The organism is Streptomyces sp. NPDC093085 (genome assembly GCF_040683935.1).
Taxonomy (GTDB): domain Bacteria; phylum Actinomycetota; class Actinomycetes; order Streptomycetales; family Streptomycetaceae; genus Streptomyces.
The window spans coordinates 199,540-213,158 of the sequence record NZ_JBFBFB010000015.1 but is presented as its reverse complement, the minus strand read 5'-3'; the positions used below and the strand labels follow the sequence as shown (position 1 = coordinate 213,158).

Here is a 13,619-nt window from a genome sequence, read left to right as displayed (position 1 = left end):
ACCTCCTTAGCCCCGGCGCTCGCCCCGGGGTCCCCTCCGCCCGCCCCCCCCGCCCTGGTGCCGGGGCCGCACCCTCCAGGTGGAGGGTGCGCCCCGCTCCCGTCGCCGCACCTGACCGATCAGCCGACGGTACCGATCAGTCGACGGTGCCGATCAGTCGACGGTGCCGTACATCCGGTCGCCCGCGTCGCCGAGCCCCGGGACGATATAGCCGTTCTCGTTGAGGCGTTCGTCGACCGCCGCCGTCACGACCGTCACCGGCGTCCCCGCCAGCTCGCGCTCCATCACCTCGACGCCCTCGGGCGCGGCGAGCAGCACCACGGCGGTGACATCGTCGGCGCCGCGCTTGATCAGCTCCTGGATCGCCGCGACGAGCGTGCCGCCGGTCGCGAGCATCGGGTCCAGGACGTACACCTGCCGCCCGGAGAGGTCCTCGGGCATCCGGGTGGCGTACGTGGAGGCCTGGAGCGTCTCCTCGTTCCGGATCATGCCCAGGAAGCCCACCTCGGCGGTGGGCAGCAGCCGCACCATGCCGTCCAGCATGCCGAGACCGGCCCGGAGGATCGGGACGACCAGCGGACGCGGGTGCGAGAGCTTCACCCCCGTGGTGCCGGTCACCGGGGTCTCGATGTCGACCTGTTCGGTCCGTACGTCCCGGGTGGCCTCGTACGCGAGCAGGGTCACCAGCTCGTCGGCGAGGCGCCGGAAGGTGGGGGAGTCGGTGCGCCGATCGCGCAGCGTGGTGAGTTTGTGCGCGACCAGGGGGTGGTCGACGACATGAATCCGCATGGCGTCCACAGTAACCGGGGGCCAAAGCACTACGCGCCGTCGGGAAAGTACGGAATGCCGGACAGGGCCGGGGGCTGGCATCAACCCTGCGGAGCGAGGGAAGGTAGAAGAACCTGAAAGAACCCGGAGGACCCCGGGAGAGCCCGGCCCACGGCTTGAGGTGGTGAGGCGCCGATGAGTCCCGAGTCCCCCTCGGACCCGGCATCCGAGAACGCGGCGGTCGGCAACGGCACCGGCAAGGGCGTCGGCGACGGTGAAGGCGACGGCGAGGAGGAGGCCGCCCGGCGCCGGCGGCGCGCGCAGTTCCTGCGCGAACTGTACGAGGCGAAGGCGCTCCGCGAGCGCGTGAAGCCCCGGCAGGCGCGGGCGGCGCGAATGCGGCAGCAGATGCGGATGCGTACGTTCCGCTGGTAGCCGTACGACTCCGCCGGCGGCCAGGACCGGCCGCCGGGACCGGCTGCCGGGGCGGCGCCCAGGACCGGCGCCCCGGCGTGTCACGCCCCGTACAGGAAAGGCGCACCCGGAGTCCCCGCCGCGCGTCCCGCGCCCGCTCCGGCACCGATTCCGGAGGTCCTGACCCCTCCCCGGGCCGATTGGGCCACAGGGGCCCAATAAAATGACGGCACGACGCAACGGCGGAAGACCTCTCGCCAAGCGCCGGTTTCTGCCACGATTCCGAGTAGGCGGCGCCGAGCAGCGCACCGCCGGACCGTCACACCTCTGACCAGTGGGAGAGTCACGGTGTACTTCGCCGCACTGCTCGCGCGCACCGAAGACGGGTGGGAAGCGAGCGATACAGAGCTCGACGATGTGGAGACCTTGTCGGACCTCACCGACCTGGCCCGCGAAGCCTCGGTGGACGAGGACACGGTGCTCGTCTTCATCGAGCAGGAGGACGCCTGGTTCGGCATCCTCCGCGTGGAGGGCGAGGAAGATCCTCGTATCTACGTCTCCGACGCGGCCGCGGCCGCACGCTCCTCGTACGGGGAGATCCTCATTGATGAACTGCTCGGCGGGGACGCGGACGATCCGGCCGACGACCTCGACGCGCTGAACCTCGACGGTACGGAGGACGGCGAACCGGACGACGAGCCCGAAGGGACCGATACGGATGGCGACCTCCATTCCGGCCTCCCCGCCCCGGCCGCCGAGGCGGCGCCCACGGGTGCCGTGGGCGACCGCGAGATCCTGAGCGACCTGGGCCTCTCCGAGGCCGATCTGCTGGCGCTGGAGTCCGACGCGATGGCCGAGATCGCGGAGGCGCTGGGCGCGTCGGACGTTCTGGAGACCGTCCGCTGATGCCGGGCCAGGACCCGGCCCCCGACCCGGTACGCGCACCGTGGCCGCCGCTCATGCGCCTCGCCCTGGACGAGGCCGCGCGGGCGGCCGGCTCCGGCGACGTACCGGTCGGCGCCGTCGTCCTGGCCCCGGACGGCACGACGCTGGCGACGGCCCACAACGAACGCGAGGCGACGGGCGACCCGACGGCCCATGCGGAGATCCTGGCGATCCGCAGGGCGGCCGGGAAGCTCGGCGCCTGGCGTCTGACGGGGTGCACGCTGGTGGTGACGCTGGAACCGTGCACCATGTGCGCGGGCGCCATCGTCCAGTCCCGCCTGGACCGGGTGGTCTTCGGCGCCCTGGACGAGAAGGCCGGCGCGGCGGGCTCCCTCTGGGACGTCGTACGCGACCGCCGCCTCAACCACCGCCCCGAAGTGATCCACGGAGTCCTGGCCCAGGAGTGCGCCACGCTCCTGACCGACTTCTTCCGCCCCCTCTGACCCCCTCCGCCACCCTCCTCCATCCCCCTCGGCCCCTCCCCTCCGCCCTCCTCTGCACCCCTCCCCGCCAACCGATTTCAAACCACGGCCTTCTGTGGGCTAAGCTCTCTCTCGGTAGCGTGTCCGAGCGGCCGAAGGAGCTCGCCTCGAAAGCGAGTGTGGGGAAACTCACCGAGGGTTCAAATCCCTCCGCTACCGCCACAGAGAACCGCCTCCGACCTGAATTGACAGGTCGGAGGCGGTTCTTTTCTGCCGCAGCCGCTTCGGAGATCGCGGCGCGGTTGCTCGCGGCGTCCGCACGGCGGGCACGGCTGCCAGGCGGTACGCGGACGGACTGGTGCGCTGACCGCCCCTATGCTGGGAGACGACGAGAAGGAGCGGCTGATGAGCGTTGACGCGATCATGCACACCGAGTTCCCCAAGGGTTACACGGTCTTCTTCGGCGCCGACGGGAAGGTGATCATGACCCCGCAGAGCGAGGAGCACTCCAGCACGATCCGCTCGCTACAGATCGACACGCTCGCTCTGGGGCGCCACGCGAAGGTGACCTCCGACGTATATCTGGACTTCCCGGCCGACGAGAACTCCGCTCCCGATCTCGCGATCCTGCGCGAGGACGCGGAGAAGCAGGGCAAGCGCTACAGCTTCGAGGATGTCCTGCTGATCACGGAGGTGGTATCCGTCTCCTCCGCGCGCAAGGACTACGACGACTGCACGGCCAAATACGGCCGCTACGGCATCCCGGTCTATCTGATCGTGGACCCGTACGCCCAGGAGGTCGTCATCCACACCGAGCCCACCGGGTCCGGTTACATCGCGGCACACACCTACAAGTACGGCACGGGCAAGCTGCCCATCGAGCTGGCCGACGGCCGGATCTTCAACCTCGACCTCGACGAGCTGCCCCGGCCCGAACCGGGAGCCCGTACTCGCTGACCATCCCGCCCTCGCCTCTGGCGATCGAGCTCACCCGGTAATTGAGGTGCCCTCGCCCCGCGCACGGGCTAGGGCCTGTCTGACAATTCCCGTCGTCGCCCGGAGGGCGGCCTCGCGGCGTCAGGTGCGTGCTCTCGGCGTGCCGGGCCCTGACCCACGTACTGGACGTACTTGGGTCAGGGCCCGGTGCGGCGAGAGTGCGTGCATGGCGTCGCGAGGCAGGCGGGAATTGTCAGACAGGCCCTAGGGTCGCGGGCATGTACTTCATGCATCAGATCTACGGCTGACACCACACCCCTTCTGCGCGCCCGCCCCGGGATCCCTCCCGGGCAGCTCCGGGATCCGGAGAGAGCGTCGGCGCGCGGGTTCGTCGTGTCCTCTTGCCGTTGAACTGATCCGAAGTGAGTGATCCGAGTGGTCTCCGTGTCCCGTCGCCGTGCCCATATCGCGATGGTCGGCATTCCCGCCGTCAGTCATGTCCTGCCGAGTCTTGAGGTCATCCGTGAGCTGGTCGCCCGCGGTCATCGGGTGACGTATGCCAATGACCCCGCGGTGGCGCGTCTCATCGCGCCCACCGGGGCCGAACTGGTCGAGTTCTCCTCCCTGTTGCCGGTCGGCGACAACAACTGGCCCGACGATCCCATCGCCGCGGCCGGGCTCTTTCTCGACGACGCCATGCGGGTGCTGCCCCGGCTGCGGGCCGTCTACGACCGCGATCCCGCCGACCTGTATCTGTACGACATCGGCGCGTACGCCGCGCGGGCGCTCGCCGAGGCGCAGGGCCGGCCGCTGCTGCAACTGTCGCCCACGTTCGTGGGGTGGGACGGGTACGCGGAGGAGGTCGGGGTCCATCTGCGGCGGCTCCCGGGGGCCGACGCCTACCGGGAGAGGTTCGCCCGGTGGCTCGGCGAGTGCGGGGCGACGACCACGGACGTGGACGCGTTCTCGGGGCATCCGGCGCGGGCGCTGGCCCTCATCACCCGGGCGATGCAGCCGCACGCCGACCGGGTCGACGGCGATGCGGTGACGTTCGTCGGGCCCTGCTTCGAGCTGAGTGGGGCGGGGGAAGGGTGGGTGCGGCCCTCGTACGCGGAGAAGGTGCTGCTGGTCTCGCTGGGGTCGGCGTACACCCGGCAGCCCGAGTTCTACCGGCAGTGCGTCGCCGCTTTCGGGGCGCTGCCCGGCTGGCATGTCGTCCTCCAGATCGGCAAGTACACCGATCCGGGGGAACTGGGCGCCGTACCGCCCAACGTCGAAGTCCGCTCCTGGGTCCCGCAGCGCGCGATCCTGGAGCAGGCGGACGCCTTCGTCACCCACGCGGGGATGGGCGGCTCCGGCGAAGGGCTGCTCGCGGGGGTCCCGATGATCGCCGTACCGCAGGGCGCCGAGCAGTTCATGAACGCCGACCGGCTGGTGGAGCTGGGCGTGGCCCGCCGTATCGACACCGCGGACGCCACGGCCGAGCGGCTGCGGGCCGCCCTGGAGGAGTTGACGGGCGACGCCGAAGTCGCCCGCCGCTCCGCCCTGTTGCGCGCCGCAGCGCGCGCCGAGGGCGGCACCCGGCGCGCCGCCGATCTGGTGGAGGAGATGGTGGGGGAGGGGGTGCTCGGCTGACCCGTGGGGGGGTGGGTGCGCGGTGCCGGGCGCCGGGTGCTGGGGGCCAGGTGCTGGGTGCTGGGCGCCGGGTGCTGGGAGCCAGGTGCTGGGGGCGGGTCCACCCTGACGGGGTTTCCCCTGACAGGGAGTCCCCGGAGAGCAGGGGTACGGAGCGGACCGACCGGCCCTCCGCTCATCCGGGACCAGCGGCGGCTGACGGTCGCCGGGTCCACGCCCGGCACGGGCGCCAGGTCGCGCCGGCTCACCCGGGGCGGGGCGCCGAGCGCACGGCGTCCACGATGGCGATGCCAGTTCGTCGAAGGACGCACCCCGCACGCCCACGTGACCTCCGTCCCGCCCCACGCGGAACGGAGGTCACCCCCGGCCCGGTGCCGGCCCCGGTTCCGGTCCGGCCGGCCGGCCGGACCGGAGCTTTCAGGTCCGCGCCCGCATCGCCTCCAGCGGATGCGCCCGCAGCACGCGCCCGGCCGGCAGCCGGATCGCCAGCAGGGCCGTCACCACCACCGTCGTCACGATCCCCGCGAAGACCCACGGCGGGCCCGCCGGGAACGGGGCCCCGGTGAGGCGGAAGGAGAGGACCGCCAGCGGGATGGCCGCCGTCGCTGCCCCCAGGACCACCGCCATCGCCGCGAGGAACGCGGTCTCCGCCGTCAGCATGCGGGCGATCTGGGCGCGGGTGCCGCCCGAGAGGCGGAGCAGGGCGAGTTCGCGGGTCCGGGCCGTCGTGGTGGTGACCAGCGTCGTCGCCGACGAGAGCGCCACATAGCCGAGGATCACCGCGAGCAGCATCCGGTTGAGCCAGTCCTGCGAGCGGGTCCCCGCGTCCTGGGCGGCCCGGAGGTCCTCGCGGTCGCCGACCCGGAGCCCCGGATGGTCCTTCGCCAGCGCGCGCAGGGCCGTGGCCACCGCCACCGCGCCGGAGTCCGGGGCCGCCGGGGCGGTGGCGACGAGCACCGTGTCCGCGAGCCGGTCCGTGGTGTGCGGGACGACGGTGGCCGCCGGGAGGAGCACATCGCCGAAGCCCAGGTTGGGGCGGAAGACGGCGACCACCCGGGGGCTCACCCTCGTACCGTCGCCGAGCGCGACGGCGACCCGGTCGCCGACCGACTTGCCCAGGTAGAACGCCTCCGTCTCGCTCAGCGCGACGGTGTCGCCGCGCAGCTCCGCCAGGGTGCCATCGGCGGTCGGCAGGTCCAGCGTGCCCTTCAGGCCCGCCGCGTCGATCCCGTACGCCCGCGACCGCGACAGCGGCTCGTCGAGCCGGGTCCGTTCGACCGCGACCACCTCGGTGGCGACCAGCGGGGTCGCCGCCGTCACCCCGGGGATCCGCCGGGCCCGCTCCGCGACCTCCGGGGAGACGCCGCCCGCGCCCGTCAGCACGTACGGGGCGACGGTCGCCGCCCGTGCCTGCCGCTGGGTCGCGTCCGACAGGGTGGTCTGGCTGTAGAACTGGCTGCTCGCGAACCCGATGGTCAGCGCGAGCGGGGTGACCGCCGCCGCCAGCCGGCGCGAGCCCGCCGCGCTGTTCGCCGCCGCGAGATGGCCGGCCACCCGGAAGCGGCCCAGCACCGCCGTCCCGGCGCCCCGGGCGAGCGCCGCCATCAGCCGGGGGCCGAGGAGCGCGAGGGCGATCAGGGCGAGCAGCGAGCAGAGCACGGTGGGCACGGCGGCCAGGCTCTGCGGTACGAAGGCCACCGCGACCAGCGTCGCCGCCGCCAGGCCGAGCACGGCGTACCCGCCGACGACCCGGGCCGTCCCGGTCTCCGGGCGCTCCACGACGGAGTCGCGCAGGGCGGCCACCGGGGCGACCCGTACCTGCTTGCGCGCCGCCGACCAGACCGCGAGGCGCGCCGTGCCGAGGCAGAGCAGAAGGGCGGCGAGGGCCGGTACCGGGCCGGCCGAGAGCGCGAAGCCGTCCTCGATCACGCCGATACGGGCGAAGCCGTCGCGGAGCGCCTGCGCGGCGAGGTAGCCGGGGCCGACGCCGAGCAGGGCCGCCGCGCCCGCCACGATGCCCGCCTCGGTCGCGAGCATGCGGTGGATCTGCCGGGGCGTCGCCGCCACCGCGCGGAGCAGGGCGACCTCGCGCCGCCGCTGGTGGACGACGAGGGAGAGGGTGTTCGCGACGACGAGGAGCACGATGACCAGGACGAAGCCGCCGAACGAGCCGGAGACGAGGGCGAGTACGGAGCGGGACCGCGCCGCCCCCAGGAACTCGACCTCGCCGCGCGCCGTGCCCGAGCGGACGACGGTACGGTCGGCGCCGTACCCCGCCTCGCCGTATCCCTGCTCCGTGAGGGCGTCCTCGATGCGGTGCGTGAGGGTGTCCTCGCCGCCGAGGAGGCCGGCCACGCCGGGGATGCGGGTGAGCCAGGAGAGCGGGGCGGACGGGGCGATCCGTACGCCGTCCATCGCGAAGACGCCGATCGCGGCGACCTCGCGGGGGTGGCCGGAGAGGGCGCGCGCGGTGTCGTCGGTGAAGAAGAGGGCGGTCTGGCGCAGCCCCCCGTCCCCGCCGGCTTCCTCGGCGGGGGCCGCGATCCCGGCGACCCGGTACCGTACGGCGCCGTCCGCCGTCGCGATCCGTACCGTCGAGCCGACCCGGGCGCCCGCGCGCCGGGCGGTCTCCGCGTCGAGCACGACCTCGTCGGGGTGACGGGGCGCCGCGCCCTCGCGCATCCCGTAGGGGGTGAGCACGGCCGAGCCCCAGCCGTGGCCGAGCGACTCGCCGCCGGCGGGGGCGGGAACGGGGCGGCCCCGGTCCGTCAGCAAGGTGGCCGGGAAGCTGATCTCGCCGACGGCCGCCCGGACGCCGGGGACCGCGGCCACCGTCTCCACCAGTCCGGCCGGCAGCAGCGCGCGCTCGGGCAGCGCCTCCTCCGGATCCGGTCCGCCCTCCTGCGGACCCCGTACGGACTGCGCGGCGCCGACGACGACGGGGGCGGCCGTGTACCGCTGCGGCGCGATCCCGGCGAAGAGCCCGGACTGGAGCAGCACACCGCAGGCCGTGACGAGAACGGAGCCGCCGAGCACGGCGAGGAACGCGGCGAGGTACCCGGCGCGCCGGGCCCGGATCGACTGCCAGGCGAAGGCGGCATCGGCGGTGCCCTTACGGGTACGGGCCATCGCGCCCTTACGGGTACGTTTCACCGCTCCCCCAGGTGGGTCATGCGGGCCGCCACCGTCTCCGCCGTGGGCGCGTCGAGCTCGCCGACGATCCGGCCGTCCGCGAGGAAGAGCACATGGTGCGCGTACGAGGCGGCGACCGGGTCGTGGGTGACCATCACCACCGTCTGGCCGAGGGTGTCGACCAGCCCGCGCAGCAGCCGGAGCACCTGTGCTCCGGTGGTGGTGTCGAGGGCGCCGGTCGGCTCGTCGGCGAAGACGACATCGGGGCCGGTCACCAGCGCGCGGGCGATGGCGACGCGCTGCTGCTGGCCGCCGGAGAGTTCGTGCGGCCGGCGCTCCAGGAGCGCGTCGATCCCGACGGCGGAGGCGATCCGGTCCAGCCGGCCGGGGTCGGCGGTCCGGCCGGCGAAGCGCAGCGGCAGGGTGATGTTGTCGAGGACGTCGAGCGCGGGGATCAGGTTGTACGCCTGGAAGACGAAGCCGATCCGGTCGCGCCGCAGCTCGGTGAGGGCGGTCTCGGTCAGCCCGCTCAGATCGGTGTCACCCAGCAGGACCCGCCCCGCCGCCGGCCGTTCCAGGCCGGCCGCCAGGTGCAGGAAGGTCGACTTGCCGGAGCCCGAGGGGCCCATGACGGCGGTGAACCCGCCGCGCGGGATCCCGGCCGACACCTCGCGGAGCGCGACGACGCCGTCCGCCCCGCCCCGGCCGCCGGGGCCGCCCGCCGGGCCCCCGGTGCCGCTCGGGCCGTACACCGCGGTGACGGTCTCCAGCCGTACGGCGAAGTCGGAGGGCGTACGCGGTGCACGCGTCGCTCCCGGCTCCTTGAGCCACCCCTTCATCGCCATGAACCGGCCCTTCGTCCGCGTGATCGACAGTGAGTCGACCGTAGGGCGGGCCCGGGGCCGGAAAACATCCCGTACATGCCACGACCGGAGGTACAGCAGGCTGCACCATACGCGCCTGACCAGCGGAAACGGCAGGGGATCCGGGGCAGCGCCAGGGGGCGGGGAGCGGGGTGGAGAGGAGGGGAGGTGGAGGGGAGCGGCCTCCGGGGGCCGGGCCGCTCCCCCCGGGGAGCCGGCCCCTGAGCCCGCGGCGCGTCAGGGGGGAGTGCGCGGCGCGGGCTCCGCAGAGGGGGGCCGGTCCGGTGCCCGCGGACTCTTGCCGGATCCGCGGGGCTCCTTCCATCGTGCGGCCCAGGGTGACGTGCGCTACCCGGCAAAAGGCCCGGACTTCCGGGTCCTTGGTCCATAAAAGCCGCATCAAGCGAAAACCGGCCTCGGGTCCGGCCCGTTCGTACGGTTAGACTCTCGCGACGCACGTGGGGAGAGCCGGGCACGTGGGGAACCGGGGAGGAAGCGGGCGATGGGTCAAGCGAAGAAAGTCGTGCTGTACGGGCTCGCCGTCTTCGTCCTGTACACGATCATCACTTCCCCCGACCGGGCCGCGGATCTCGTCCAGGTAGGGTTCGAGGGCATTTCGAGCGCCGCGCAGGGCGTCGGCGCGTTCATGTCCGCGCTGGTGAACTAGTGCCGAGGGGCACTGGGGCGCCACGCCGCCCACCCGTCCCAAGGAGCGTCCCGTGATCCGCCACCTGGTCCTCTTCAAGCTCAACGACGGCGTCTCGCGCGACGAGCCGCGGGTGGCCGCCGGGGCGGCGGCGCTGACGAAGCTGGGCGCCGAGGTGCCGGAGGTGGAGTTCTGGGAGTGCGCCTGGAACATCACCGACCGCCCGATCGCGTACGACTTCGGCGTCAACTCGGCCGTCGCCGACCGCGACGCCCTCCAGCGGTACCTCGACCACCCGGCGCACCAGGCCGTCGTCGCGCAGTGGCGCGAATTCGCCACCTGGGTGATCGCCGACTACGAGTTCTGAGCCGCCCTCACCTTCCCTCTCACACCCCGCCCCACATCGCATGATGTGGGGTTTTCTCCGTCAACACGGTTTTTTCGGGTGCTTGCACACAGTGGACATGTCTTGTGATGCTATGACCGCTTTTGACGGATGAGTTGACGTAGTCGACCACGAAGGGGTGGCGTGACCGTGCCGGCCAGTACTACGCCCCAGGTGCCACCCCAGACCGAAACCGAACCCCGGCCCGACGCCGACCGCGGACCCGAACCCGACCGCCGCGTCAGCCGTGGCGCCGACACCCGGGCCCTCACCCAGGTCCTCTTCGGCGAACTGAAGAACCTGGAGCCGGGCACCCGGGAGCACACCCGCGTGCGCGGGGCGCTCATCGAGGCGAACCTGCCGCTCGTCCGGTACGCGGCGGCCCGCTTCCGGAGCCGTAACGAGCCCATGGAGGACGTCGTCCAGGTCGGCACGATCGGCCTGATCAACGCCATCGACCGGTTCGATCCGGAGCGCGGCGTCCAGTTCCCCACCTTCGCGATGCCGACCGTCGTCGGCGAGATCAAACGTTACTTTCGGGACAATGTGCGGACGGTCCACGTACCGCGCCGGCTCCACGAGCTCTGGGTCCAGGTCACCGGCGCCACCGAGGACCTGACGACCGCTCACGGCCGCTCCCCCACGACCGCCGAGATCGCCGAGCGGCTGAAGATCTCCGAGGAGGAGGTGCTCGCCTGCATCGAGGCCGGACGCTCGTATCACGCCACCTCCCTGGAGGCGGCACAGGAGGGCGACGGGCTCCCCGGGCTGCTCGACCGGCTGGGGTACGAGGACCCCGCGCTGGCCGGTGTGGAGCACCGCGACCTCGTCCGGCATCTGCTCGTGCAACTGCCGGAACGCGAGCAGCGGATCCTGATGCTCCGGTACTACAACAACCTGACGCAGTCGCAGATCAGCCAGGAGCTGGGCGTCTCCCAAATGCATGTGTCAAGGCTTCTCGCGCGCAGCTTCGCCCGGTTGCGATCCGCAAATCGAATCGAGGCTTAACCCTCAGGGGTAGAACCGCCCACCTTCCTGCCCCAGGTCGAATTACCCCATAGCGCATCATTCACGGACATACCCAACAACTAGATGTCGACATGTCACTACAGCGTGTTGCCGACATGTGACATTCTGCTGGAACCGCGTTTGCCGCGGCCTCCGCACCGGTATTCAGGTGGAGGCTGCGTTCCTCCGACGGGAGCGGCCGACGCGACCGTCCGCGACCTCAAGGGGGTGGCATGTCCGCAGAACAGGGCAGCTCGAAGGTGCTCACGCTCACGAAGAGCGCTCCCGTGCCCGAGGCTTCCGTGCCCGGCGCTCTCGACCATGTGAGCGACCACGCGAGCCACGTGACCATGAACGTGGACGGGTTGGACACGGTGGCCACGGTGAACCCGGTGGACACGGTGGACCCGGCGGCGGGCCACCAGGCCCGGGCGGTCCCGCCCCGCGCCCCCCAGCCGGAGGCCATCGACACCCGCACGCTGTCCCGCTCCCTCTTCCTGCGGCTCGCCGTGCTCGAACAGGACAGCCCGGAGCGCGTCTACGTACGCGACACCCTCATCGAGCTCAACCTCCCCCTGGTCCGGTACGCGGCGGCCCGCTTCCGCAGCCGCAACGAGCCGATGGAGGACATCGTCCAGGTCGGCACGATCGGCCTGATCAAGGCGATCGACCGGTTCGACTGCGAACGCGGGGTCGAGTTCCCGACGTTCGCGATGCCGACGGTCGTCGGTGAGATCAAACGGTTCTTCCGGGACACCTCCTGGTCGGTCCGGGTCCCCCGGCGCCTCCAGGAGCTGCGCCTCGCGCTCACCAAGGCCAGCGACGAACTGGCGCAGAAGCTGGACCGTTCCCCGACCGTCCCCGAACTCGCCGCCGTCCTGGGCGTCTCCGAGGAGGACGTGGTCGACGGGCTCGCGGTCGGCAACGCGTACACGGCGTCCTCGCTGGACTCGCCGTCGCCGGAGGACGACGGCGGGGAGGGCTCGCTCGCGGACCGGCTCGGCTACGAGGACATGGCGCTGGAGGGCGTCGAGTACCGGGAGTCGCTCAAGCCGCTGCTGGCCAAACTCCCGCCCCGGGAGCGGCAGATCATCATGCTGCGCTTCTTCGCCAACATGACCCAGTCGCAGATCGGCGAGGAGGTCGGCATCTCGCAGATGCACGTCTCGCGGCTGCTCACCCGCACGCTGGCGCAGTTGCGGGAAGGGCTGATCTCGGACTGAGGCACGCGGACCCCGCCCACCGCCCGGCCCGCCCCCGGAGAACCGGGGACGCCACCGGACGACGACGCGGGCGGGGTTCCGGCAGGACGGCGCGCATCGGGTCGTACCCGCAGGACGGTACGTATCGGGTCGTACCGCAGGACGGCGCGTATCGGGTCATACCGCAGGACGGTACGTGTCCGGCCGTACCGCTGGTGACGGTACGGCGTGCGGGGAACCCGCGACGGTCAGGCGAAGGCCAGCCAGGCGACGACGGCCAGGACCACGACGGCCCCGATCACACCGACGATCACCCCGGCCTTCGGCCCGCTCTGCTGCGGGGCCGCCTGCCGGCGCTGCGGCTCTCCCTCGTCGACGAACGCGCGGAACATCTGGGTGCTGCCCGCCGGGTCAGGAGATCCCTCGGGTCCTTGCGGGGCATGGGGGTTGTGTGCCATACGGCAGGACCCTAGCGAACCCGGCAGCGCCGCCCAACCCCGGACCCCTGGCGGATGGCCTGAGGACGCCGGTCCGCCCCCGGTGATGTCGCTCACACCCCTCCCGCGACACCCGCATGACCCGCCCCGGGCGAAGCCTTTTGGCTTCCTTTACCACGAACGGCCCGTTTTCGTTTGCCTTCAGCAACCAATTGATCCTATGGTCTTATGGTTGCCCTAAGCAACAACATCTCGGGAGGGGCCATGCCGGCCGCACGGAGTCAGTACGCGGAACTTTCCCGGCAGCTCAGCGCGGTGGGGGCGGTCAAACGCAGCCTCGCCCGCGTCCTGCCCGCCGACTGCCCGGGGGGCACCGCCGCCGTACTGACCCTGCTGGAGCGGCACGGCGAGATACGGATGAGCGGACTCTCCGAGCTGCTCGCCGTCAACGCCTCCGTGACCAGCAGACATGTCGCGCACGCGGCGGAGCGTGGCTGGATCGAGCGGTTGCCCGACCCGGGCGACAAGCGCTCGCGGATCCTGCGGCTCACTCCCCCGGGGCGGGAACTCCTCGGGGAGCTGGACCGGCGGGTGACCGAGATGTTCGCACGGACGCTCGACGACTGGACCGACGAGGAGGTCGGCCAGCTCAGCGCCCTGCTCGGACGGTTGCGCAGCAGCTTCGGCGACTGCCGCGACCCGCACAACCCGTACAACCCGTATGCCGCGCAGTACCGGCAGGACACGCACCACACGAACGACGCGCACCACACGCACGACGCGCAGGAACCGTACGCCCGTACACCCGTGCGGCAAGAGAAGTAGG

Annotated in this window: 14 protein-coding genes and 1 tRNA gene; 11 read left to right on the top strand and 4 right to left on the bottom strand. The window is 72.2% G+C overall.

Annotated features, from left to right (window positions below; translation table 11 throughout):
- Positions 1-153: 153 nt before the first annotated feature.
- A complete protein-coding gene (gene upp, locus AB0O07_RS31210; RefSeq protein ID WP_365639620.1) occupies positions 154-789 on the bottom strand; it encodes a uracil phosphoribosyltransferase in 636 nt (211 codons plus the stop codon).
- A 174-nt stretch (positions 790-963) separates the two neighbouring features.
- Between upp and AB0O07_RS31205 the strand changes: the two genes are divergently transcribed.
- The 6 genes from AB0O07_RS31205 to AB0O07_RS31180 all read left to right on the top strand — a co-directional run bounded on the left by AB0O07_RS31205 (position 964) and on the right by AB0O07_RS31180 (position 5,120).
- Entirely contained in the window at positions 964-1,203 is a 240-nt protein-coding gene (locus AB0O07_RS31205; protein WP_365639618.1) for a hypothetical protein, read from the top strand.
- Between the two features lie 327 nt (positions 1,204-1,530).
- Positions 1,531-2,088, top strand: coding sequence for a hypothetical protein (locus AB0O07_RS31200; protein WP_365639616.1), 558 nt, complete (start codon positions 1,531-1,533; stop codon positions 2,086-2,088).
- Positions 2,088-2,570 (top strand): tRNA adenosine(34) deaminase TadA, encoded by a 483-nt coding sequence (tadA, locus tag AB0O07_RS31195; protein WP_365639613.1) that lies wholly within the window; start codon positions 2,088-2,090, stop codon positions 2,568-2,570. Before AB0O07_RS31200 ends, tadA begins: the two co-directional genes overlap by 1 nt.
- A 113-nt stretch (positions 2,571-2,683) precedes the next feature.
- A tRNA-Ser gene (locus AB0O07_RS31190) sits at positions 2,684-2,771 on the top strand.
- Between the two features lie 183 nt (positions 2,772-2,954).
- Positions 2,955-3,506: a Uma2 family endonuclease gene (locus tag AB0O07_RS31185; RefSeq protein WP_365639611.1), complete on the top strand. Its 552-nt coding sequence runs from the start codon at positions 2,955-2,957 to the stop codon at positions 3,504-3,506.
- A 423-nt stretch (positions 3,507-3,929) separates the two neighbouring features.
- Positions 3,930-5,120 (top strand): macrolide family glycosyltransferase, encoded by a 1,191-nt coding sequence (locus AB0O07_RS31180; RefSeq protein WP_365639609.1) that lies wholly within the window; start codon positions 3,930-3,932, stop codon positions 5,118-5,120.
- A 417-nt stretch (positions 5,121-5,537) separates the two neighbouring features.
- Here the strand turns inward: AB0O07_RS31180 and AB0O07_RS31175 are convergent, their stop codons facing one another.
- The gene (locus tag AB0O07_RS31175; RefSeq protein ID WP_365639607.1) at positions 5,538-8,273 is read right to left on the bottom strand and encodes an ABC transporter permease; all 2,736 of its coding nucleotides are present in this window, start codon (positions 8,271-8,273) and stop codon (positions 5,538-5,540) included.
- The gene (locus AB0O07_RS31170; protein WP_365639657.1) at positions 8,270-9,091 is read right to left on the bottom strand and encodes an ABC transporter ATP-binding protein; all 822 of its coding nucleotides are present in this window, start codon (positions 9,089-9,091) and stop codon (positions 8,270-8,272) included. Before AB0O07_RS31170 ends, AB0O07_RS31175 begins: the two co-directional genes overlap by 4 nt.
- A 526-nt stretch (positions 9,092-9,617) precedes the next feature.
- On the opposite strand from AB0O07_RS31170, the gene AB0O07_RS31165 reads away from it, so the two are divergent.
- The 4 genes from AB0O07_RS31165 to AB0O07_RS31150 all read left to right on the top strand — a co-directional run bounded on the left by AB0O07_RS31165 (position 9,618) and on the right by AB0O07_RS31150 (position 12,377).
- A complete protein-coding gene (locus tag AB0O07_RS31165) occupies positions 9,618-9,782 on the top strand; it encodes a hypothetical protein (RefSeq protein ID WP_365639605.1) in 165 nt (54 codons plus the stop codon).
- A gap of 52 nt (positions 9,783-9,834) precedes the next feature.
- Positions 9,835-10,128 carry a Dabb family protein gene (locus tag AB0O07_RS31160; protein WP_365639603.1) on the top strand — a complete coding sequence of 98 codons (294 nt, stop codon included), beginning with the start codon at positions 9,835-9,837 and terminating at the stop codon, positions 10,126-10,128.
- A 168-nt stretch (positions 10,129-10,296) separates the two neighbouring features.
- The gene (locus tag AB0O07_RS31155; RefSeq protein WP_365639601.1) at positions 10,297-11,154 is read left to right on the top strand and encodes an RNA polymerase sigma factor SigF; all 858 of its coding nucleotides are present in this window, start codon (positions 10,297-10,299) and stop codon (positions 11,152-11,154) included.
- A gap of 233 nt (positions 11,155-11,387) precedes the next feature.
- Entirely contained in the window at positions 11,388-12,377 is a 990-nt protein-coding gene (locus tag AB0O07_RS31150; protein ID WP_365639599.1) for an RNA polymerase sigma factor SigF, read from the top strand.
- A 227-nt stretch (positions 12,378-12,604) separates the two neighbouring features.
- Here the strand turns inward: AB0O07_RS31150 and AB0O07_RS31145 are convergent, their stop codons facing one another.
- Positions 12,605-12,814: a hypothetical protein gene (locus AB0O07_RS31145; RefSeq protein ID WP_365639597.1), complete on the bottom strand. Its 210-nt coding sequence runs from the start codon at positions 12,812-12,814 to the stop codon at positions 12,605-12,607.
- 243 nt (positions 12,815-13,057) lie between these two features.
- Between AB0O07_RS31145 and AB0O07_RS31140 the strand changes: the two genes are divergently transcribed.
- The gene (locus tag AB0O07_RS31140) at positions 13,058-13,618 is read left to right on the top strand and encodes a MarR family transcriptional regulator (RefSeq protein WP_365639595.1); all 561 of its coding nucleotides are present in this window, start codon (positions 13,058-13,060) and stop codon (positions 13,616-13,618) included.
- Position 13,619 lies beyond the last annotated feature (1 nt).

Excerpts from the sequence above, each read along its gene's own strand:
- upp (WP_365639620.1), bottom strand. The coding sequence starts at position 789 with ATGCGGATTCATGTCGTCGACCACCCCCTGGTCGCGCACAAACTCACC.
- AB0O07_RS31205 (WP_365639618.1), top strand. The coding sequence starts at position 964 with ATGAGTCCCGAGTCCCCCTCGGACCCGGCATCCGAGAACGCGGCGGTC.
- AB0O07_RS31165 (WP_365639605.1), top strand. The coding sequence starts at position 9,618 with ATGGGTCAAGCGAAGAAAGTCGTGCTGTACGGGCTCGCCGTCTTCGTC.
- tadA (WP_365639613.1), top strand. The coding sequence starts at position 2,088 with ATGCCGGGCCAGGACCCGGCCCCCGACCCGGTACGCGCACCGTGGCCG.
- AB0O07_RS31170 (WP_365639657.1), bottom strand. The coding sequence starts at position 9,091 with ATGAAGGGGTGGCTCAAGGAGCCGGGAGCGACGCGTGCACCGCGTACG.
- AB0O07_RS31145 (WP_365639597.1), bottom strand. The coding sequence starts at position 12,814 with ATGGCACACAACCCCCATGCCCCGCAAGGACCCGAGGGATCTCCTGAC.
- AB0O07_RS31140 (WP_365639595.1), top strand. The coding sequence starts at position 13,058 with ATGCCGGCCGCACGGAGTCAGTACGCGGAACTTTCCCGGCAGCTCAGC.
- AB0O07_RS31150 (WP_365639599.1), top strand. The coding sequence starts at position 11,388 with ATGTCCGCAGAACAGGGCAGCTCGAAGGTGCTCACGCTCACGAAGAGC.
- AB0O07_RS31185 (WP_365639611.1), top strand. The coding sequence starts at position 2,955 with ATGAGCGTTGACGCGATCATGCACACCGAGTTCCCCAAGGGTTACACG.